Here is an 18,760-nt window from a genome sequence, read left to right as displayed (position 1 = left end):
AGTCGTAATTCAACTTGCATACTAGCCTGTTTCGAACGCATGATTGCCCGCATCCGGGCTTTCGTCATAACGTCATTCAGGCCGGTTAGACAGTCCCGGACTGGCGCCTTGTGGCCGCCGACGGGAATGAAAATGCAACGAATGCAGTTGCCGCCTGCGGCCGGGCCGAAAGCGACAACCGACAAATCACATGCGCAAGGATGGCAGGACGGACCGAAAAAATGAAGGCCAGAACAACAGATAACGGGCCAGGTTTCGCTGTTCTTCCGACTGCTTGCGCCACCGCCCTCCCAAGCTTCCTCTCAAAGAATTTCTAAAAGGAGTTCATTCCCATGGCTGACAAATTCGACGTCGCAGGGTTCAACAAGGATTTCATCAAGCGCGCTGCCGAAAAGCCCGCGATCACCGTTGCCGTCGTTCATCCCTGCAGCCGCGATGCGCTTCTGGGTGCCGTTGAAGCCGCTCACGAAGGGCTGATCATCCCGATCCTGGTTGGCCCCGAAGCCAAGATCAAGGCCGTTGCCGAAGAAAACGGTATCGATATCGCCGGCTACCAGATCGTCGACACACCGCACAGCCATGCCTCCGCCGCCCAGGCCGTCGCACTCGCTTCCAAGGGTGAGGCCGAAGCCCTGATGAAGGGCAGCCTGCATACCGACGAATATATGAGCGCCGTTCTGAAGAAGGATGCCGGCCTGCGTACCGGCCGTCGCATCAGCCATGTCTTCGCCATGGTCGATCCCGAATATCCCAAGCCCTTTTTCATCACTGATGCAGCGATGAACATCAAGCCGGATCTGGCCGCCAAGGCCGATATCGCCCAGAACGCCATCGACCTGATGATCGGCATTTCCGAAACCCCGATCACACCGAAGGTCGCAGTGCTGTCCGCCGTGGAAACGGTCAACCCGGCCATCCAGTCCACGATCGACGCGGCCTGCCTGTCGAAAATGGCCGATCGCGGCCAGATCACCAACGCCATTGTTGACGGCCCGCTCGCCTTCGACAACGCGATCAGCCTTGAAGCCGCCAAGATCAAGGGCATTTCCTCGGTCGTTTCCGGTGACGCCGACATCCTGCTGACGCCGGATCTGGAAAGCGGCAACATGCTGGCCAAGCAGCTGGTTCTGCTCGGTGGCGCCACCTCCTCGGGCATTATTCTCGGTGCCCGTATCCCGGTTATCCTGACGAGCCGCGCCGATGGCGCGCAGTCGCGCATCGGTTCCTGCGCGATCGCCGTTTTGATGGCGGATGCCCGCCGCAACGGCCGCATGCCTGCGCTGTGACATGCGCCCGGGACTGATCCCTGACGGTCAGGCTGGTCTGACCCTCGTTCGGATTGCCCCGTAACATTGCAAGCGCTGCTCGTTTCAAACCCGTCGCCATTCCATGGCGGCGGGTTTTATGCCGTCCGGCCATTGCAATCGGCAGGAACAGGCGTATAAACGCCGCCCCTTCCCTATTGTTATAGCTGCTTGCGAAAGGATGTCGCCATGACCGCTCTCGGACTGGATTTCGGCACGACCAATACCGTGATTGCCATGCCTGACATCACAAGTGGCAAAGCCGGCGCCACCCACTCGCTCAGATTTGAAAGCGTTGCCGGCGTGACCGACACGATGCGCACCTGCCTGTCCTTCATGCGCGACCGCCAGCCGGCCGCCCCGCTTTTGACGGAGGCAGGGGCCGCCGCCATCCGCACGCTGATCGACCACCCCGGTGAATGCCGCTTCCTGCAGTCGATCAAGACCTATGCGGCCAGCCCGATCTTCAAGGAAACGGCCGTGCATGGACGGCGTCATTCCTTTCCCGATCTGATGGCGGTGTTCCTGCGCAAGCTGATGACCTATGCCGGCGACGACTGGCCCAGCGAAGTGAACCGGGTGGTCGCGGGCCGGCCGGTGCGTTTTGCCGGCATCGGCGCGGACGAGGATCTCGCGCTTGAACGCTATAATGAGGCGCTGTCGCGCTTCGGCTTTCCCGAAATCCGTTTCGTGCTCGAACCGGTCGCTGCCGCCTGGTATTTTGCCGAACGTCTGAAATCCGATGCCAATGTTCTGGTCGCCGATTTCGGCGGTGGCACCACCGACTATTCGATCATCCGGTTTTCAAAGGCAGCCGGGAAGCTCGCCGCCGAACCGCTGTCGCATTCCGGCGTCGGCGTTGCCGGTGACATGTTCGACTATCGCCTGATCGACAATGTCGTCAGTCCGATGATTGGCAAGGGGTCGCAATATAGGAGTTTCGGCAAGCTGCTCGACGTGCCGTCGAATTACTATGCCAGCTTCGGCCGCTGGAGCCAGCTGTCAATCTTCAAGACCACGCGGGATTTCACCGATCTGAAAAGCCTTATGCGCGACGCGGTCGAGCCCGAAAAACTCGAACTTTTTGTCGATCTGATCGACAATGACGAGGGCTATCCGCTGTATGAAGCCGTGTCTGCGACCAAGCGGGCACTTTCCGACGCGGAGGAGGCCGAATTCTTCTTCGCCCCTCTTGGCCGTGACAGCCGCACCAGCGTGCGCCGGAGCGATTTCGAAGGCTGGATTGCCGGTGAACTCGCGCTTATGGAAGCCGCGCTTGACGAAGGCATTGCCGCATCGGGCCTTCAGGCCAGTGATATCGACAAAGTGTTCCTGACCGGCGGCTCCTCCTTCGTGCCAGCAGTCCGGCGGATTTTCGAAAACCGCTTTGACAAGAGCCGGATTGAAACCGGTGGCGAACTGCTGTCGATCGCGCATGGCCTGGCCCTGATCGGCGCTGGCGCCGACTTCCCTAAGGAAATTTAACAAGCAGAAGCAGAAAACATCTCTATGATTTGAAAGAATCTGCCCGGATATACAGGTAATAATGAATATTACCTAAATTCTATTAGCTAATAAACGACGAATAAATAATTATCCGTATTGCGAATCAAATATAATTATTCGTAATATGGAGTTATTCATGAAATTTAAAAATGCATTCACGTCGTTTATTGCAAGACCGGTGATACAGCCCGCAAAAAAGGAAGCCAGACCTGTCGTGCCCGCTGCAAGAATGCCTGAGGCAGCAGATGCAGAAACCCGGCCAGCGCAGCGAGACGAACACAGGGCGCTTTCCAGACTCTACAGTCGCCAGAGCGCGGTCATAAGATCGCGGATCTGCGTCGTACCGCGAGCGCTTCAGGCACCTGCCGATGACAGCCAGATCTTCGCGCTGCGTAAATGCGGCAATGACTATGGCCTTGCCCGGATGGGTGCAGACCTGACGGACGAGCCATTGAGGCCAGACGGCACCTATGTCTTTGCCATCAAAGCGTCAGACCCGAACACGATATTGCTCGGCAAGACGACATTGTTCGATACAGCTATTGCGGCACCAGCGCGCGGACAGACGCCCGGTGAAGACGCAGATCTTGCCGTGGAAGGCCATACATCCATCACCCATGGCGAGGATGTGGTTTATGCGGGCACAGCCTGGTTCAGCAAAGGCGCGCTGAAAGGCTGGTCGAATTCGAGCGGCCACTATCAGCCGCAGGCTGAAAACCGCATGCAGGCATTGACCAAGTTCAATCAGCTACTGCTTCCCAAAGAGAAGTTCATCGCGCACCACATCCGCTGAAAGCCACCGGAAGAACCAGCTGGCAGCGACGCGATCACACGGGATGACGGGCTGAACTCGCCCGCGCCCTATGGCATCATCTCTGACCTTGCCGGACCGGGGACGGCCTGTCTCCGGTCCGGTGTCTTCCCGCAGATCGGACGGGGTTCACAAGCCTGCGGCCAGCCGGGCTTTTTTGGCCTGAAGACGGGCGCGAATATGATCGACATCAGCGCGTGGCGTGGCGGAAAACAGCGTCCTGGTGTAATCATGCTTGGGATCGGTAAAGACCTCATCACGCGTACCGCGCTCCACCACCTCACCGAAATACATCACCATGATTTCATCGCAGATATAGCGCACCACCGACAGGTCATGGCTGACGAAGATATAGGTGAGTTGCAGCTCATCCTGCAGATCCGCCAGAAGATTGAGGATCTGTGCCTGGACCGAAAGATCAAGCGCGGACACCGGCTCATCCAGAACCAGCAGGCTCGGATTGAGGATCAATGCCCGGGCAATGGCGATGCGCTGGCGCTGACCGCCCGAGAACATATGCGGGTATCGCTCGTAATGTTCCGGCCCCAGACCGACCTTTTTCAGCATGTCATGCGCCTTGTCGCGCCGGTCTGCGGCCGAAAGATCGGTATTGAGCAGCAGCGGCTCGGTCAGCACATCGCCGACCTTCTGGCGTGGATTGAGCGAGCCATAGGGGTTCTGGAACACGATCTGCACCCGGCGGCGCATCTCCGCCGTTGGCCGGTGTCTGGCGATATCGACAACATGGCCGCCAAGCTTCAGCTCACCGGAGGTCTGCGGATCGATCATGGTGATGATGCGGGCGAGCGTCGATTTTCCGCACCCCGATTCCCCCACCAGCGCCAGCGTCTTGCCGCGCTCGACGGAAAAGTCGATCCCCTTCAGCGCGTGCACGGTACGCGGCTTGCCGAACATGCCGCCCGGAATGATGTAATCGCGGGTGATATTCCTGCCTTCGGCGACGATATCGCTCATTCGCCATCTCCTGCAAATTCAGCCGTGTAATCGATGGTCGGCAGCCGGTCGCCGGTGGCGTTTTCCGGCAGTGCCGACAGAAGCGCCCGCGTATAGGCGTGTTTCGGCGCTTCGAACAGCGACAGCACATCGGCCTCTTCCATCTTGCGGCCGTGATATTGCACGATCACGCGGTCGGCGGTTTCCGCCACCACGCCCATGTCATGGGTGATCATGATCATCGCCATGCCGGTTTCGATCTGCAGCCGCGCCAGAAGTTCGAGGATCTGCTTCTGGATCGTCACGTCGAGCGCCGTGGTCGGCTCGTCGGCAATCAGCAGCTTCGGCTCGCAGGCCATGGCGATGGCGATCATGATGCGCTGGCACTGGCCGCCCGACATCTGGTGCGGATAGGCTTTCAGCTTCTCCTCCGGCTCGGGAATGCCGACGGCCTTCAAAAGTTCCAGCGCCCGGGCATGGCGCCCCTTGCGATCAAGTTTCAGATGCTGTTTCAGCACCTCGTCGATCTGGTAGCCGGCGGTAAAGCACGGGTTGAGGCTGGCAATCGGCTCCTGGAAGATCATGGCGATATCCTTGCCGATGATCCTGCGCCGCTCCTTGACCGGCATGGTCATCAGATCGCGCCCCTCAAACAACACGTGATCGGCGGTCACGGTTGCCGTTGGCGGCAAAAGCCCCATCACCGCCAGCATGGCGACCGATTTGCCGGAGCCCGATTCACCGACGATCGCGAGCACCTCCCCCTTGTCGATGACATAGGAGGCCTTGTGCAGCACCGTTGTCTCACCCGAAGCGGTGGGGAAGGAAACCGAAAGGTTTTTCACATCAAGAAGGGACATGGCTCAGCTCCGCTTCAGTTTCGGGTCGAAGGCATCGCGCAGACCGTCGCCGACCAGATTGATCGCCAGAACCGTGATCAGAATGGCAAGGCCGGGGAAGGTGACGACCCACCAGGCGGAGAGAATGAATTCACGCGCTTCAGCCAGCATCGTGCCCCATTCCGGGGTCGGCGGCTGGGCACCCATGCCGAGGAAGCCGAGTGCGGCGGCGTTGAGGATCGCATCCGAAAACGACAGCGTGCCCTGAACGATCAGCGGCGACAGGCAGTTCGGCAGAATGGTCCGGAACATCAGCCGGCCATTCTTCGCGCCGGCAACGCGGGCAGAAATGACATATTCGCGCCGGGCTTCGGCCATGACGGCAGCGCGCGTCAGACGGGCAAAATGCGGCTGCAGCACGAGCGCGATGGCAATCATGGCATTGAACAGGCCGGGGCCGAGAACCGCGACCAGAACCAACGCCAGAAGCAGCGGCGGAAAGGCGAGAATGACATCCATGACCCGCATGATCGCCACATCGACCCAGCCGCGGAAGAAACCGGCCAAGAGGCCGAGCACGATGCCGAAAAACAGCGCGATCGAGACGACGACAATGCCGATCAGCAGCGAGAAGCGCGAGCCGAAGATCAGTCGCGAGAGAATATCGCGGCCAAGTGCATCGGTGCCAAGCAGATAGGTGACAGTGCCCTTGGCCTCCCAGACCGGCGGGGTCAGCCGCATGGCGACATTTTGCTGATCGGGATTATGCGGGGCAAGAAAGGGGGCGAAAATCGCCACGAGAATGAGCGCGACAATGATGGCAAGGCCGATGACTGCGCCCTTGCTCTGGCTGAAATAGTGCCAGAACTCGGCGATCATCTGCAGGCGGACATGTCTGCGCTGGGCCGCAGTGACGGTGACGTTATCGGTCATGGCGGTCCTCCTATTGGTGGCGAATACGCGGATTGATAAGGCCATACATGAGATCGACCACAAGGTTGACCAGCATGACGAGACCGGCGATCAGGACGAGGCCGCCCTGGACGACGGGATAGTCGCGGCGCGAAATGGAATCGATCATCCACTTGCCGATACCCGGCCAGGAAAAGATCGTTTCCGTCAGGATCGCGCCCGCCATCAGCATGCCGACCTGGAGGCCGATCGTGGTGACCACCGGGATCAGCGCGTTTCTGAGCGCATGAACCCCGATGACGCGGCTGCCCGACAGGCCCTTGGCGCGGGCGGTGCGGACATAGTCCTCGCCCATGACTTCCAGCATAGCCGAGCGCGTCTGCCGCGCAATCACCGCCAGCGGAATGGTGCCAAGCACGATCGCAGGCAAGATGAGATGCGACAGCGCCGAGGTAAACGCGCCCGCCTGACCCGAAAGCAGGGAATCGATCGTCATGAAGCCGGTGACGGCCGGGAAATAATAGAGAAGCGAGATACGCCCGGAGACCGGTGTCCAGCCCAAAACACCGGAAAACAGGATGATCAGCAGCAGGCCCCACCAGAAGATCGGCATGGAATAGCCCGTCAAAGCCGCCCCCATGGCCGCCTGATCGAACCAGGAGCCGCGCTTGACCGCCGCCAGAACACCAGCCGGAAGACCGATGGCAATCGCCAGGATCATGGCGCAGATGGAAAGCTCCGCCGTTGCCGGGAAGCGGGCGAGAAATTCGGTCAGCACCGGCTGCTTGGTCGACAGCGAAATGCCGAAATCGCCGTGCAAAAGCCCCCAGACATAATCGAAATATTGAATGACGATCGGCCGGTCATAGCCGAACTGATGGACCAGTTCCTGATAGCGTTCCGGTGAAATGCCATGTTCGCCAGCCATCAGCAGGATCGGATCGCCCGGCAGCACGCGAACGAAACCAAAGGCGACAATGGTGATGCCGATAAAGGTCGGCACAATCAGCAGGAGCTTGCCGAGAATGAATTTGATCATGGGTATGCCCTGATAGGGAAGAGGGCCGTTCAGGCGGCCCTCTTCTTGTCTCTGAAACCTTAATCAGCGATATCGACACCGTCGAAACGGTGATAGCCGAGCGGATCGATGACGAAGTTTTCAACCGACTTGGTCATCGGAATATAGACCGTGGAATGGGCAATCGTCGCCCACGGTGCCTGTTCCTTGAAGACGACCTGCGCCTGTTCGTAAAGCTTGGTGCGCTCGGCCATGTCCGAGGTAACCTTGGCCTTCTGGATCAGATCCTCATAGGGCTGATAGCAGAATTCGGCGACATTCGAAGTGGTGCCGACGGCATCGCAGCCGAGCAGCGTGGCGAGGAAGTTGTCCGGATCGCCGTTGTCACCGGTCCAGCCGAGCAGAACCGCACCGTCATGGTCCTTTTCGCCGGCACGCGAGAGATATTCGCCCCATTCATAAGAGACGATCTCGGCCTTGACGCCGACCTTGGCGAAATCGGCCTGCAGAAGCTCGGCCATGCGGCGGGCATTGGGGTTATAGGGACGCTGAACCGGCATCGCCCAGATCTTCATCGAAAGATCGGTAACACCGGCATCTTCCAGCATCTTCTTGGCGGCATCGGGATCATAGGGGTCATCCTGAACCGCGTCATTGTAAGACCACATGGTCGGCGGGATCGGGTTCTTGGCAACCTGGCCCGTGCCCTGGAACACGGCATCGATGATGGCCTGCTTGTCGATCGCCATGTTGAGCGCCTTGCGGACCTTCGGATTGTCGAAGGGCGCCTGGGTGGTGTTATAGGCGAGATAGCCGATGTTGAGACCGGCACTTTCCTCGACATTCAGCTTGTCATTGCCCTTCAGTGCCTCGACATCGGCAGGTGAGGGATAGGGCATGATCTGGCATTCGCCAGCTTCAAGCTTCTGACGGCGAACGGAGGCATCCGTGGTGATGGCGAAAACGAGATCGTCAATCGGCTGCTTGCCGGCCCAGTAATCCGGAAATGCCTTGTAGCGGATCACCGCATCCTGCTGATAGGCAACGAACTGGAACGGCCCCGTGCCGACCGGCTTCTGGTTGAACTGTTCCTTGGTACCGGCAGCGGCGAGCTGATCGGCATATTCCTTCGACACGATCGAGGCAAAATCCATGGCCAGATCGGCGATGAAGGGTGCTTCCGGACGGTTCAGGGTGAACTTGACCGTCATGTCATCGACCTTCTCGACGCTCGCAATCAGGCTCGGGAAGCTCATCGCATCAAAATATTCCCAGGAAATACCCGGTGCATAGGAATACCATTCATTATTCTTGTCGAGCTGGCGCTCAAAGGAGAACACGACATCATCGGCATTCATGTCACGCGTCGGCGTGAAGAAATCGGTGGTCTGGAACTTGACGCCCGGGCGCAGGTGGAACGTATAGGTCAGTCCGTCATCGGAAATGTCATAGCTGGTGGCAAGACCGGGTTCGGTCTCCGTGCTGCCATGCTTGAACTCGACCAGACGGTTGAAGATCGTGCGCGAGGATGCGTCGAAAGTCGTGCCGCTGGTATAGGCGGACGGGTCAAAGCCCTCTGGCGAGCCTTCCGAGCAATAGACGAGCGTCTTGGCGCTCGCAGCACCGCTGAGCGCCACGAATACCGTGGTCGCCAAAGCCAAAGCCTTGAAATTTTTCATGGTTTTCCCCTTGTAAAAACCGGGGCCTCGGCTGTTTCAAGCTGGGCGGCCCCACTCATCACGGTCCGAAAGAACGCCTGTGATCAGGCAGACCAGCCTATCTGCAAGATGTTTCCTCCGAACCAAGCCTTTGAGAAGAAGCGCACCCTGCGCGACCCACCGTGCGAGAGTAACGCGCCTTCGTGACGGGACCGTTGCAACAATCAGGGCCCGGCGCCACGCGCTTTGCGTGCTGGGAGACTAGTCTTTTTTTTTGACCGTGCAATCAAATTTAGCCCGATTTTGGCCATTGTGATCACGCCACAACCACCAAAGACCTGCGTTTTTCAGCCGAAACGGGCGTTGCGCGAAAATATGACCGGCTTTACGCATTTTCATTTCGCTAAGGCTGTCACAATTTCGCGTCTGTTGCGCTCAACCCAAAGGTTGATACCTGTCATCTTGATGTGGAAAGCGTGAATAACTGCAGAAAGACATGCGCATCGTCGTGGAACAGTCAGACTGCCGTCACCGCGATCGAGGCTTTAAGCCGGGCGACATAGGCCTCGAAACGCTGGACGAGATCGACCTTTTCCGGCGCCCTGAGCCAGGCGACCTGCAGCCCGTCCATCACCGCGACAATTTCCACGGCAAGGCCTTCAGGATCGCAGTCGGGGCGCACCTCGCCTGCTTCGATGCCGCGGGCAAAGGCACCCGCCATCATCCGGGTGATCCGGTCGAAACGGCCGCGAAACCAGTCATGGGCGGGGTGATCTTCGCTGAGCCCCTCGGCATTTAGCACCGAAAACACACGGATCATGTCGGGAATACCGGCATTGGCGCGATTGGCGGCGAGCAGTTGATCAAGCAGCGCCTGCCAGTGAACCACATCAGGATCGAAACTGCGCTCCGACTGGCGGTCACGCCAGGCCAGCACCTCCAACAGCAGATCAACCTTACTGGGAAAATAATGCAAAAGACCCGGAAGGGTAAGGCCGACCTGCGCCGCCACAGAGGCAATCGAAGCACCGCGATAGCCTTCACGCGAGAAGATCTCGACCGCAGCAGCCACGATCTCGGCGCGCCGCTTCTCACCCTTTGCCGAGCGTTTGCGCACCGTCTCGCCCCTGCTTTTGAGTTGTGTCCCGCCACCCATATCCAGCTTTCCCATCAGCACTCCTCTGCTCGCCTCTTTCTTCTGCAAAAGCGATGACAGCACAATCATGAATAATTTACCTACTGCTTGGTAGCTTTTTCTCGCAATCATACTATCTTTATGTGGAAGAAAAGCCGGAGGACCCCCATGGACAATGCCGTAGCACCAAATCGCGCCATTGAAGCACTGGTGAAGGACATGACGCTTGAGGAGCAGGTGTCGCTGCTTTCCGGTGCGGATTCCTGGACCACCAATGCCGTGACACGGCTTGGCGTCCCCAAAATCAAGGTTTCCGATGGCCCCAATGGCGCGCGCGGCGGTGGTTCTCTGGTTGGCGGCGTCAAGGCAAGCTGCTTTCCCTGTGCCATCGCGCTTGGCGCCTCCTGGAGCCCGGATGCAGCCTATGCGATGGGCGCGGCGCTGGCGAAGGAGGCCCGCTCGAAAGGGGCTGCCGTGCTTCTGGCACCGACCGTCAACATCCACCGTTCAGGTCTCAACGGGCGCAATTTCGAATGCTATTCGGAAGATCCGGCACTGACGGCCGGTCTTGCCGTCGGCTACATTGCCGGCCTGCAGGACAATGGTGTTGCCGCGACGATCAAGCATTTCGTCGGCAATGATTCCGAATATCAGCGCCAGACAATCTCCTCCGACATTGACGAACGGACGCTGCGCGAAATCTATCTGCCCCCCTTTGAGGCCGCGGTGAAAAAGGCTGGTGTCTGGGCGGTGATGTCCTCCTATAACCGGCTGAACGGCACCTATACGAGCGAAAACGGCTGGCTTTTGACCACGGTGTTGCGTGAGGAATGGGGCTATGACGGCATCGTCATGTCCGACTGGTTCGGCTCCCATTCCACCATCGCCACGGTGAAGGCCGGGCTTGACCTTGAAATGCCGGGCCCGACGCGCGACCGCGGCGAAAAGCTTGTCGACGCTGTCAGAAGCGGTGCGCTCGATGCCGATTTTGTTGCGGCATCGGCGACCCGCATGCTGAGGCTGATCGAGCGGGTCGGCGCGTTCGATGATCCCGAAATTCCGGCGGAAACGTCGCTCGACACACCAGAAATCCGCGCCCTGATCCGTAAACTCGCCGCTGATGGCAGCGTGCTTTTGAAGAATGACGGCATTTTACCGCTGACACAGAACGGAGTGCGGAAAATCGCCGCGATCGGCCCCAATGCAACAGTTGCCCGCATCATGGGCGGCGGTAGCGCGCAGATCAACGCCCATTACCGCATCAGTCCGGCGGAGGGGCTGAAGGCGCTCCTGGGCGATGATGCCGTACTGACCGCAATCGGCTGCTCCAACAACCGGCTGGCAAGCCTGATGGAGACGCCGCTTGCCGTCGCCTTTTATCAGGGCACCGAACTGGCCGGCGCGCCAGTTCACGTCACCACGGCGGAGGCGAGTGACTTTTTCTGGTTCGACATGCCGAACAAGGAAATCGATCTCGACGATTTTTCGGTGCGCATCACCGGCAGCTTTGTCGCGGAAAAAACCGGGCTTTACGAGCTGGGCCTCACCAATGCCGGTCTTGCCAATCTCTTCCTTGACGGGGAGAAGGTGATTGATGGCGAAACGGGCTGGAAGCGCGGCAATAATTATTTCGGCACCGGCAATGACGAGCGCCGCGCAAAGGTCGAGCTTCTGGCCGGGCGGCGCTATGAAATCACCGCCGAATACCGTCCGGTCGACGAGAAGGAAGAAGGCATCAATATTCGTGCCATGCGCTTCGGCATTGAATATGTGCTGGGCGAGACCGAGATTGATGCTGCCGTGGAGGCCGCCAAGGCAGCCGATATCGCCGTGCTGTTTGTCGGGCGGCAAGGCGAATGGGATACGGAAGGCCTCGACCTGCCGGATATGCAGCTTCCCGGCCGTCAGGATGAACTGATCGCGCGCGTTGCAGCCGAAAATCCTGATACGATCGTGGTGCTTCAGACCGGCGGTCCGGTGGAAATGCCCTGGCTGTCGCGCGTCCGTGCCGTGATCGAGATGTGGTATCCGGGCCAGGAGCTGGGCCACGCCGCAGCCGATCTGCTGTTTGGCGCGGCAGAGCCCGGCGGCCGGTTGCCGCAGACCTTTCCGTCCCGTCTCCACGATGTCTCCGCCTTCGGCAATGACACGCTCGGCTATCCCGGCCGCGACGGACATGTGGAATATCGCGAAGGCATTTTCGTCGGCTACCGCCATTTCGACCGCGCGGGGATAGATCCGGCCTTTCCCTTTGGCTTCGGGCTTTCCTATACCGAATTCCGTTGGGGCAAACCGTCACTTTCAGCCGCGACAATCGACGAGGATGGCGTGAGCATCGAGATTGACGTGACCAATACCGGCGCGCGGCGCGGCTCAGACGTCGTGCAGCTTTATATCGGCGAGAACAATCCGCAAGCCGAACGGCCGATAAAGGAGCTGAAGGCCTTTGCCCGTCTGACGCTTGATCCCGGTGAGACTCGCACGGCAAACCTGTCGCTGTCGCCGCGTGATCTCGCCTATTTCTGCGCTGAAGATCACGCCTTCAGAGCCGATGCAGGCGACTATGAAATCATCATAGCCGCCAGTGCCACGGATATACGCGCCCGGCTGACGCTGACGCTTGAAAACGACTGGATCGAAAAGCCCTGACTGTACCGTCAGGCAAGAGATTGCACCCGGTTCTCCTCCCTCCCATGTCCGGGTGTCACTGACCGCCCGTCCGGCCCTCCCCGGACGGGCGGATTTTTTGGACTTGATTTCAACGCCGCAAGACGCTGAAACTCGCCCGGCAAACGAGGAGACAGGCAGCGTGGAGCAAAACGACCATATCCGAGAGGTGATCGCCGCCTATGATGCCCGGTTTTGGACGCGTTATGCCGATTTCGTGGCGCAGGACCGGGACTATACGGCGCGCTCGACCTTTCCGGTCCATGTCACCGCCTCGCTGTTCGGGTTTTCGGATGATCTTTCGGCCGTGCTGCTGATCCATCACAAGATCATCGGCCGCTGGTTTCAGCCAGGCGGGCACCTGGAACCCGGCGAGAGCCTGACGGGTGCCGCCTTTCGCGAGACCCGCGAGGAAACCGGGCTGATGGCCGAACTCAAGCCCGACGCCACGCCGATCAGCATCGATCTCCACCGGATTGCCGAAAATCCCAAGAAGCAGGAGCCAGAGCATTATCACCTCGATATCCGCTTCGCTGCCCGGCTGTCCGGCACCCTCACCCCCGATCTGGCGGAGGTGAAGGCGGCCGAATGGTTTCCCGTTACGTCTATTGATGCGGTGGATGAGCGCATCCGCCCGCGCCTGCCGTTATTTTTCGGCTGAGGCTGCACGCGCGGCAAAGAAGTCGGAAAGCCCGTCAAGATCATCGGTATTGATGAGATCGACACCAGCGTCGAGAAGATAGGTCCAGACCGCATCGCGCCCCGGCCCCGGCTCATCCGGCGTGGCATAGAAACGCACTTTGGCACCGCGTTCATGGCCCTTGGCGATGATCTTGCGGATGAAGCGGTCCTCGTTCTCGTTCAGCGGCCCCTCGCCCTTCCAGTGGGTAATCTGCGTCCATTTCTGGCTCAGCATCACCATGGCCTCGGGTGGCATGTTGAGGTTCAGCTCGACATAGCTGGCATCGGTGAAGGCGTAGCGCTCCTTTTCCATGCGCAGCACCTGCCAAGCGGACGATCCGGTCAGCACCAGCGTGACGGCACCGGGCGTGACCACGCCATCGCGATAGCTTGTCAGCATATCGGCATAGGCGGGCAGCAGTTTTTCGAGCGCCCGATAGGTATCCGGTCCATCCTGCTTCAGATCGACCAGCAGGATCAGCGGCTGATCCTGACCGGGATAGACCTTGCCGCCCTGATCGCGGATCAGAGCCTGAAGCGGATCAAGATAGAGCGCCTGCAGAGTGCGCTCATCGCTGAGTTCCGAGGCCGTATGGCCGACCAGAAGCCTGCCGTCGCGCAGCATGATATCGGCCTCGATACTCATGAAACCATGATCCAGCGCATCGAAAAGCGGGCGTTCGTGCCAATAGTCATTATGGGCATGAGCGTGATCAAGCGGCGTTACGGCAAGAGCCGGAAAGCCAAGGAAAAGCGAAATGAAAAGGGCAGTGAAAAGGCGGAGCATGGCAATGTCTTTGGTTAAATCGGATTTCCGCTCTCTACGCGTCACGCATGACATGTCTGTAACAGCCTCATCCTTTTATCGGTCGTCATTGGCGCGACAGCCCATCCGTGCTACCGCCATTGATGGAGAATTGAGGACAAGCCGCCCGTGACCGATGCCAACGCCCATGCCGAACTGATTGCTGTGCTTGCCGCCGTGACAGAGGATGCACCGCGTGTGATGACGGTGGAGGCCGGCGTGAAATTGCCCTCCGGCCCGTTTATCTCCGGCCATCGCAGCCTTCAGGCCGGCCTTCGCGACTGGGTCGAGGACCAGACCGGCCATCCGGTCGGCTATCTTGAGCAGCTTTACACCTTTGCCGATCGCGATCGCGGCGGCGCGCGCAGCGACGATGACCGGCACATCATTTCAATCTCCTATCTCGGACTGGTGCGCGAGCAGGCCCCGCCCGGCGGCGGCCGGCCATTGTGGAAGGACTGGTACAGCTATTTTCCCTGGGAGGATCTGCGCGGCGGACGCCCGGACATCCTCGAAAACATCGTCGACATGCTTCGCCAATGGGCCGAGAGCGAGCGGCCCGGCCGCGATTATCGCCGCCATCGTCTCGATTTTGCCTTCGGCCTCAACGGCGCCGCATGGAATGAGGATCTGGTGCTGCAGCGCTATGAGCTGATGTATGAGGCCAAGCTGGTGGCCGAGGCCGGGTCAGCACCGGCCTTCTGGTTCGGCAAGCCGATGGCCGCCGATCACCGGCGCATTCTTGCGACCGGCATTGCCAGGCTGCGCGCCAAGATCAAATACCGCCCCGTCGTCTTCGAGCTGATGCCGGAGCAATTCACGCTTTTGCAATTGCAGCGCGCCGTCGAAGCGCTGGCGGGGCTCAGGCTGCACAAGCCCAATTTCCGCCGCCAGATCGATCAGCAGGCACTGATCGAGGAAACCGGCGCTGTGACAGCTGAAACCGGCGGCAGACCCGCCAAGCTGTTCCGCTACCGCCATGCCATCCTCGAAGAGCGCGCGCTCTCCGGATCACGTCTCCCCACCACCCGCCATTGACATAAACTCAATGAGAGAATATGAATCGCGCTCTAAATATACTCAAATAGAGTATTAAGGAGAAAGCGATGAATGCCGGTTTTGACGCCAACAGACTGTATGAGCGCGTGTCACGGGTAATGCCAAAGGCCGAATGGCTGAGCCATGCGGATGACGTGGAGGCCATTTTAGCGCTTAAACATGAGAAGAATGCCGTTATTCTCGCCCACAACTACCAGACGCCGGATATTTTCCACGGTGTTGCCGACATTGTCGGCGACAGCCTGGCGCTGGCCCGAAAGGCAGCAGAAGCGGAGGCCGATATCATCGTTCTGGCGGGCGTGCATTTCATGGCCGAAACCGCCAAGCTCCTGAACCCGGAAAAGACCGTGCTGATCCCCGATATGGGGGCAGGCTGTTCGCTCGCCGATTCGATCACACCTGAAGATGTGGCGCTGCTGCGCGCCGCCCATCCCGGTGTTCCGGTGATCACCTATGTCAACACATCGGCTGCGGTAAAGGCGGCATCGGATATCTGCTGTACCTCCGGCAATGCGAAAAAGATCGTCGAAGGCCTTGGCGTGCCGAAGGTGATCATGATCCCGGATGAATATCTCGCCCAGAACATTGCCCGCGAAACCGATGTCGAGATCATCACCTGGAAGGGCCATTGCGAAGTGCATGAACTCTTCACCGCCGAGGATGTGCGCGAGATGCGTGAGGCCTGGCCGGGCGTTCAGGTGCTGGCCCATCCCGAATGTCCGCCCGATGTGGTGGCTGAAGCCGATTTCGCCGGTTCGACCGCGCTGATGTCGGCCTATGTCGGCGACAACAAGCCGGCGCGTGTGGTGCTTCTGACCGAATGTTCGATGAGCGACAATGTCGCTGTCGATCACCCGGAGGTCGATTTCGTCCGGCCCTGCAATCTCTGCCCGCATATGAAGCGGATCACATTGAAGAACATCCGCGACGCACTGGAAAACAACCGCCACGCCGTGACCGTCGACCCGGCAATCGCCGGTGATGCGCGCCGTGCCGTTGAGCGGATGCTGGCCCTATGAACACGCCCGTCATCATTATCGGCAGCGGCATTGCCGGTCTTGTGGCAGCGCTCGAGCTTGCGCCGCTGCCAGTCACGCTGATCACCCGGGCAGGCGCCGGCGAGAAGAGTTCCAGCGCGCTCGCCCAGGGCGGCATAGCTGCCGCCATGGCGCCGGATGACGCCCCGGCACTGCAGCTTGAAGACACGCTTCGGGCCGGCGACGGGCTTTGCGATCCGGTCGCTGCGGCAGTCATCCTGAACCAGGCACCGGCAGCCATTCAGCGCCTGGAACGCCACGGCGTTATTTTTGATCGCAATGACGATGGCACCTATGCCCTGGCGCTGGAAGCCGCCCATTGCCGCAGGCGCGTATTGCATGCCGGCGGCGACGGATCAGGTGCCGCCATTGTTGCAGCCCTTGCAAGCCGGGTCCTGTCAACACCGTCAATCACGCTGATGCCGGACACATCGGTGCGGCGGCTGATTGTCCGCGAAGGCCGGATAGAAGGCGTACTTGCCGAAAGAAGCGGTCGGTTTTTCACCCTTTCGAGCGACCGCGTACTGCTGGCAACCGGCGGCATTGGCGGGCTTTACGCGACCTCGACCAATCCACCCGGCAATTTCGGCCAGGGCGTCATGCTGGCCGCGCGCGCGGGCGCGCATCTTGCTGATATGGAATTCGTCCAATTCCATCCGACCGGCCTTGCCGTTGATGCGCGTCCGGTTCCGCTGATCAGCGAGGCGGTGCGCGGCGAAGGTGCGGTGCTGATCAATGACCATGGCGAGCGCTTCATGGCCGCAGCCAAAGGTGCCGAACTTGCGCCGCGCGACGTGGTAGCACGGGCGATTTTCGCCGAGATTTCTCGCGGCAACAAAGTGTTTCTCGATGCCCGCGCCTGCCTTGGCACAGGCTTTTACGCCCGTTTCCCGGCGATCACCGCGATCTGCCGGGAAGCCGGTATTGACCCCGCCCGCGATCTGATCCCCGTGGCACCGGCCCAGCATTATCACATGGGCGGGATCGATGTTGACGAACACGCCCGAACCTCTGTTCCCGGTCTCTGGGCAGCCGGTGAATGCGCTGCGACCGGTCTGCACGGCGCCAACCGGCTGGCCAGCAATTCGCTGACGGAGGCGGTGGTGACCGGGGCGCGGGCAGCGGCAGATATAGCCGCAGCAGGGGCCGCAACGCCAAACCGCGCCATTGCAACGGCACGTTTCAGCCAAGCTCTGCCGGAGGCGCGTTCCACGACTGGTCGTATTCGCCCGATCATGAGCCGCCATCTCGGCGTACTGCGCTCGGCCGACGGGCTTCATCAGGCAATCCCTGAGCTGCTTGCCCATTATGACGCCGATGGTGCCGACGCCGATCCGGCGCTGGTGGCGCTGGCAGTCGCCGTCTTCGCCGATCTGCGCGAGGAGACGCGTGGCGGCCATGCCCGCACCGACTTTCCGCAGAAGCGGACGAGCGCGATCCGGAACCGGATGGATCTCGATGCAATCCTCGACCATGCCCGCAATCTCATCCCCCTTGCCCGGAGTGCCTGAACCATGACTGCCCCCCTTCTCCGCCCGATGATCGAACCCGTGATCCGCAATGCCCTTGTCGAGGATCTGGGCCTTGCCGGCGATATCACCTCCAATGCGGTGATCCCGGCCGGTCATCGCTCCACCGTCACCATGGCAACCCGAAAGAAGGGCGTGGTGGCCGGGCTTGATGCGGCAGCGCTTGCCTTTGAGCTGGTCGATCCGGCGATCACCATGACCCGGCATGTGGAGGATGGCGATGCCGTTTCGCCAGGCACACGGATCGCAACGCTGTCCGGTCCCTCACGCGGGCTTCTGACCGGGGAGCGCACTGCGCTCAACATCCTGTCACACCTCTCCGGCATTGCCAGCGTTACCGCTGGCATTGTTGCGGCGGTTGCCGGCACGGGCGCTGCCGTGGTGTGCACCCGCAAGACAACGCCTGGACTTCGCGCGCTGGAAAAATACGCCGTGCGCATGGGCGGCGGCGGCAATCACCGCTTCGGCCTGTTCGATGCTGTACTGATCAAGGACAATCACATTGCCATTGCGGGCAATATCGCCACCGCCATCGACCGGGCAAAGAAAAATGCCGGCCATATGGTGAAGATCGAAGTCGAGGTCGACACGCTCGACCAGCTTCGCGACGTGATGGATATCGGCATTGATGCCGTGCTGCTCGACAATATGGGACCGGACATGCTGGCCGAGGCTGTCGCAATCGTCGATGGCCGCGCGATCACCGAAGCCTCGGGCGGCATTACGCCGGAAACGGCCGGAGCGCTTGCCCGTGCCGGCGTCGACCTGATCTCGGTCGGCTGGCTCACCCATTCCGCGCCCATCCTCGATATCGGCCTTGATTTCGTCTCGAGCGCATAATTCGG

16 protein-coding genes are annotated in these 18,760 nt (G+C 60.1%); 9 read left to right on the top strand and 7 right to left on the bottom strand.

Annotation, left to right across the window (positions count from 1 at the left end):
* Positions 1-332 precede the first annotated feature (332 nt).
* The 3 genes from FJU08_RS17380 to FJU08_RS17370 all read left to right on the top strand — a co-directional run bounded on the left by FJU08_RS17380 (position 333) and on the right by FJU08_RS17370 (position 3,603).
* Positions 333-1,286: a bifunctional enoyl-CoA hydratase/phosphate acetyltransferase gene (locus FJU08_RS17380; RefSeq protein ID WP_141150294.1), complete on the top strand. Its 954-nt coding sequence runs from the start codon at positions 333-335 to the stop codon at positions 1,284-1,286.
* Between the two features lie 207 nt (positions 1,287-1,493).
* On the top strand, positions 1,494-2,789 hold the full coding sequence (locus tag FJU08_RS17375) for an Hsp70 family protein (RefSeq protein ID WP_141150293.1): 1,296 nt from the start codon (positions 1,494-1,496) through the stop codon (positions 2,787-2,789).
* Between the two features lie 235 nt (positions 2,790-3,024).
* Positions 3,025-3,603 carry a hypothetical protein gene (locus FJU08_RS17370; RefSeq protein ID WP_141150292.1) on the top strand — a complete coding sequence of 193 codons (579 nt, stop codon included), beginning with the start codon at positions 3,025-3,027 and terminating at the stop codon, positions 3,601-3,603.
* Between the two features lie 147 nt (positions 3,604-3,750).
* Here the strand turns inward: FJU08_RS17370 and FJU08_RS17365 are convergent, their stop codons facing one another.
* The 6 genes from FJU08_RS17365 to FJU08_RS17340 form a co-directional block, all read right to left on the bottom strand.
* Positions 3,751-4,596, bottom strand: a complete 846-nt coding sequence (locus FJU08_RS17365; RefSeq protein WP_141150291.1) for a dipeptide ABC transporter ATP-binding protein — start codon at positions 4,594-4,596, stop codon at positions 3,751-3,753.
* Positions 4,593-5,435 (bottom strand): ABC transporter ATP-binding protein, encoded by an 843-nt coding sequence (locus FJU08_RS17360; RefSeq protein WP_141150290.1) that lies wholly within the window; start codon positions 5,433-5,435, stop codon positions 4,593-4,595. The genes FJU08_RS17365 and FJU08_RS17360 overlap by 4 nt, the downstream gene beginning before the upstream one ends.
* Positions 5,436-5,438: 3 nt before the next feature.
* Positions 5,439-6,347, bottom strand: a complete 909-nt coding sequence (locus FJU08_RS17355) for an ABC transporter permease subunit (RefSeq protein ID WP_141150289.1) — start codon at positions 6,345-6,347, stop codon at positions 5,439-5,441.
* Positions 6,348-6,357: 10 nt separating this feature from the next.
* On the bottom strand, positions 6,358-7,365 hold the full coding sequence (locus tag FJU08_RS17350; protein ID WP_141150288.1) for an ABC transporter permease subunit: 1,008 nt from the start codon (positions 7,363-7,365) through the stop codon (positions 6,358-6,360).
* A 59-nt stretch (positions 7,366-7,424) separates the two neighbouring features.
* Positions 7,425-9,023, bottom strand: a complete 1,599-nt coding sequence (locus FJU08_RS17345) for an ABC transporter substrate-binding protein (RefSeq protein WP_141150287.1) — start codon at positions 9,021-9,023, stop codon at positions 7,425-7,427.
* A 496-nt stretch (positions 9,024-9,519) separates the two neighbouring features.
* The gene (locus FJU08_RS17340; protein ID WP_210245266.1) at positions 9,520-10,173 is read right to left on the bottom strand and encodes a TetR/AcrR family transcriptional regulator; all 654 of its coding nucleotides are present in this window, start codon (positions 10,171-10,173) and stop codon (positions 9,520-9,522) included.
* Between the two features lie 132 nt (positions 10,174-10,305).
* On the opposite strand from FJU08_RS17340, the gene FJU08_RS17335 reads away from it, so the two are divergent.
* Positions 10,306-12,786, top strand: coding sequence for a beta-glucosidase (locus FJU08_RS17335; RefSeq protein WP_141150286.1), 2,481 nt, complete (start codon positions 10,306-10,308; stop codon positions 12,784-12,786).
* Between the two features lie 160 nt (positions 12,787-12,946).
* The gene (locus FJU08_RS17330) at positions 12,947-13,465 is read left to right on the top strand and encodes an NUDIX hydrolase (protein WP_181409899.1); all 519 of its coding nucleotides are present in this window, start codon (positions 12,947-12,949) and stop codon (positions 13,463-13,465) included.
* Here the strand turns inward: FJU08_RS17330 and FJU08_RS17325 are convergent.
* Complete coding sequence (locus FJU08_RS17325) at positions 13,451-14,272, bottom strand: phosphatidylinositol-specific phospholipase C/glycerophosphodiester phosphodiesterase family protein (protein WP_181409898.1); 822 nt, start codon at positions 14,270-14,272, stop codon at positions 13,451-13,453. The genes FJU08_RS17330 and FJU08_RS17325 overlap by 15 nt on opposite strands.
* Positions 14,273-14,419: 147 nt before the next feature.
* Here FJU08_RS17325 and FJU08_RS17320 point away from each other — a divergent pair, with 147 nt between their 5' ends.
* The 4 genes from FJU08_RS17320 to nadC all read left to right on the top strand — a co-directional run bounded on the left by FJU08_RS17320 (position 14,420) and on the right by nadC (position 18,755).
* Positions 14,420-15,328 carry an NUDIX hydrolase gene (locus tag FJU08_RS17320; RefSeq protein WP_141150283.1) on the top strand — a complete coding sequence of 303 codons (909 nt, stop codon included), beginning with the start codon at positions 14,420-14,422 and terminating at the stop codon, positions 15,326-15,328.
* Between the two features lie 68 nt (positions 15,329-15,396).
* The gene (gene nadA / locus FJU08_RS17315) at positions 15,397-16,368 is read left to right on the top strand and encodes a quinolinate synthase NadA (protein WP_141150282.1); all 972 of its coding nucleotides are present in this window, start codon (positions 15,397-15,399) and stop codon (positions 16,366-16,368) included.
* Positions 16,365-17,897 carry an L-aspartate oxidase gene (locus FJU08_RS17310; protein WP_141150281.1) on the top strand — a complete coding sequence of 511 codons (1,533 nt, stop codon included), beginning with the start codon at positions 16,365-16,367 and terminating at the stop codon, positions 17,895-17,897. Before nadA ends, FJU08_RS17310 begins: the two co-directional genes overlap by 4 nt.
* A 3-nt stretch (positions 17,898-17,900) precedes the next feature.
* Positions 17,901-18,755, top strand: coding sequence for a carboxylating nicotinate-nucleotide diphosphorylase (gene nadC, locus FJU08_RS17305; RefSeq protein WP_141150280.1), 855 nt, complete (start codon positions 17,901-17,903; stop codon positions 18,753-18,755).
* Positions 18,756-18,760: the final 5 nt, after the last annotated feature.

Source organism: Martelella alba (assembly GCF_006516955.1).
GTDB lineage: Bacteria > Pseudomonadota > Alphaproteobacteria > Rhizobiales > Rhizobiaceae > Martelella > Martelella alba.
The sequence above is the reverse complement of the archived record's forward strand: the minus strand, read 5'-3'. Positions and strand labels throughout refer to the sequence as shown.

Bases quoted from the DNA above. Each gene is read 5' to 3' on its own strand.
- nadC (WP_141150280.1), top strand. From the start codon at position 17,901: ATGACTGCCCCCCTTCTCCGCCCGATGATCGAACCCGTGATCCGCAAT.
- FJU08_RS17355 (WP_141150289.1), bottom strand. From the start codon at position 6,347: ATGACCGATAACGTCACCGTCACTGCGGCCCAGCGCAGACATGTCCGC.
- nadA (WP_141150282.1), top strand. From the start codon at position 15,397: ATGAATGCCGGTTTTGACGCCAACAGACTGTATGAGCGCGTGTCACGG.
- FJU08_RS17335 (WP_141150286.1), top strand. From the start codon at position 10,306: ATGGACAATGCCGTAGCACCAAATCGCGCCATTGAAGCACTGGTGAAG.
- FJU08_RS17360 (WP_141150290.1), bottom strand. From the start codon at position 5,435: ATGTCCCTTCTTGATGTGAAAAACCTTTCGGTTTCCTTCCCCACCGCT.
- FJU08_RS17325 (WP_181409898.1), bottom strand. From the start codon at position 14,272: ATGCTCCGCCTTTTCACTGCCCTTTTCATTTCGCTTTTCCTTGGCTTT.
- FJU08_RS17365 (WP_141150291.1), bottom strand. From the start codon at position 4,596: ATGAGCGATATCGTCGCCGAAGGCAGGAATATCACCCGCGATTACATC.
- FJU08_RS17340 (WP_210245266.1), bottom strand. From the start codon at position 10,173: ATGGGAAAGCTGGATATGGGTGGCGGGACACAACTCAAAAGCAGGGGC.
- FJU08_RS17350 (WP_141150288.1), bottom strand. From the start codon at position 7,365: ATGATCAAATTCATTCTCGGCAAGCTCCTGCTGATTGTGCCGACCTTT.
- FJU08_RS17310 (WP_141150281.1), top strand. From the start codon at position 16,365: ATGAACACGCCCGTCATCATTATCGGCAGCGGCATTGCCGGTCTTGTG.
- FJU08_RS17345 (WP_141150287.1), bottom strand. From the start codon at position 9,023: ATGAAAAATTTCAAGGCTTTGGCTTTGGCGACCACGGTATTCGTGGCG.
- FJU08_RS17380 (WP_141150294.1), top strand. From the start codon at position 333: ATGGCTGACAAATTCGACGTCGCAGGGTTCAACAAGGATTTCATCAAG.
- FJU08_RS17375 (WP_141150293.1), top strand. From the start codon at position 1,494: ATGACCGCTCTCGGACTGGATTTCGGCACGACCAATACCGTGATTGCC.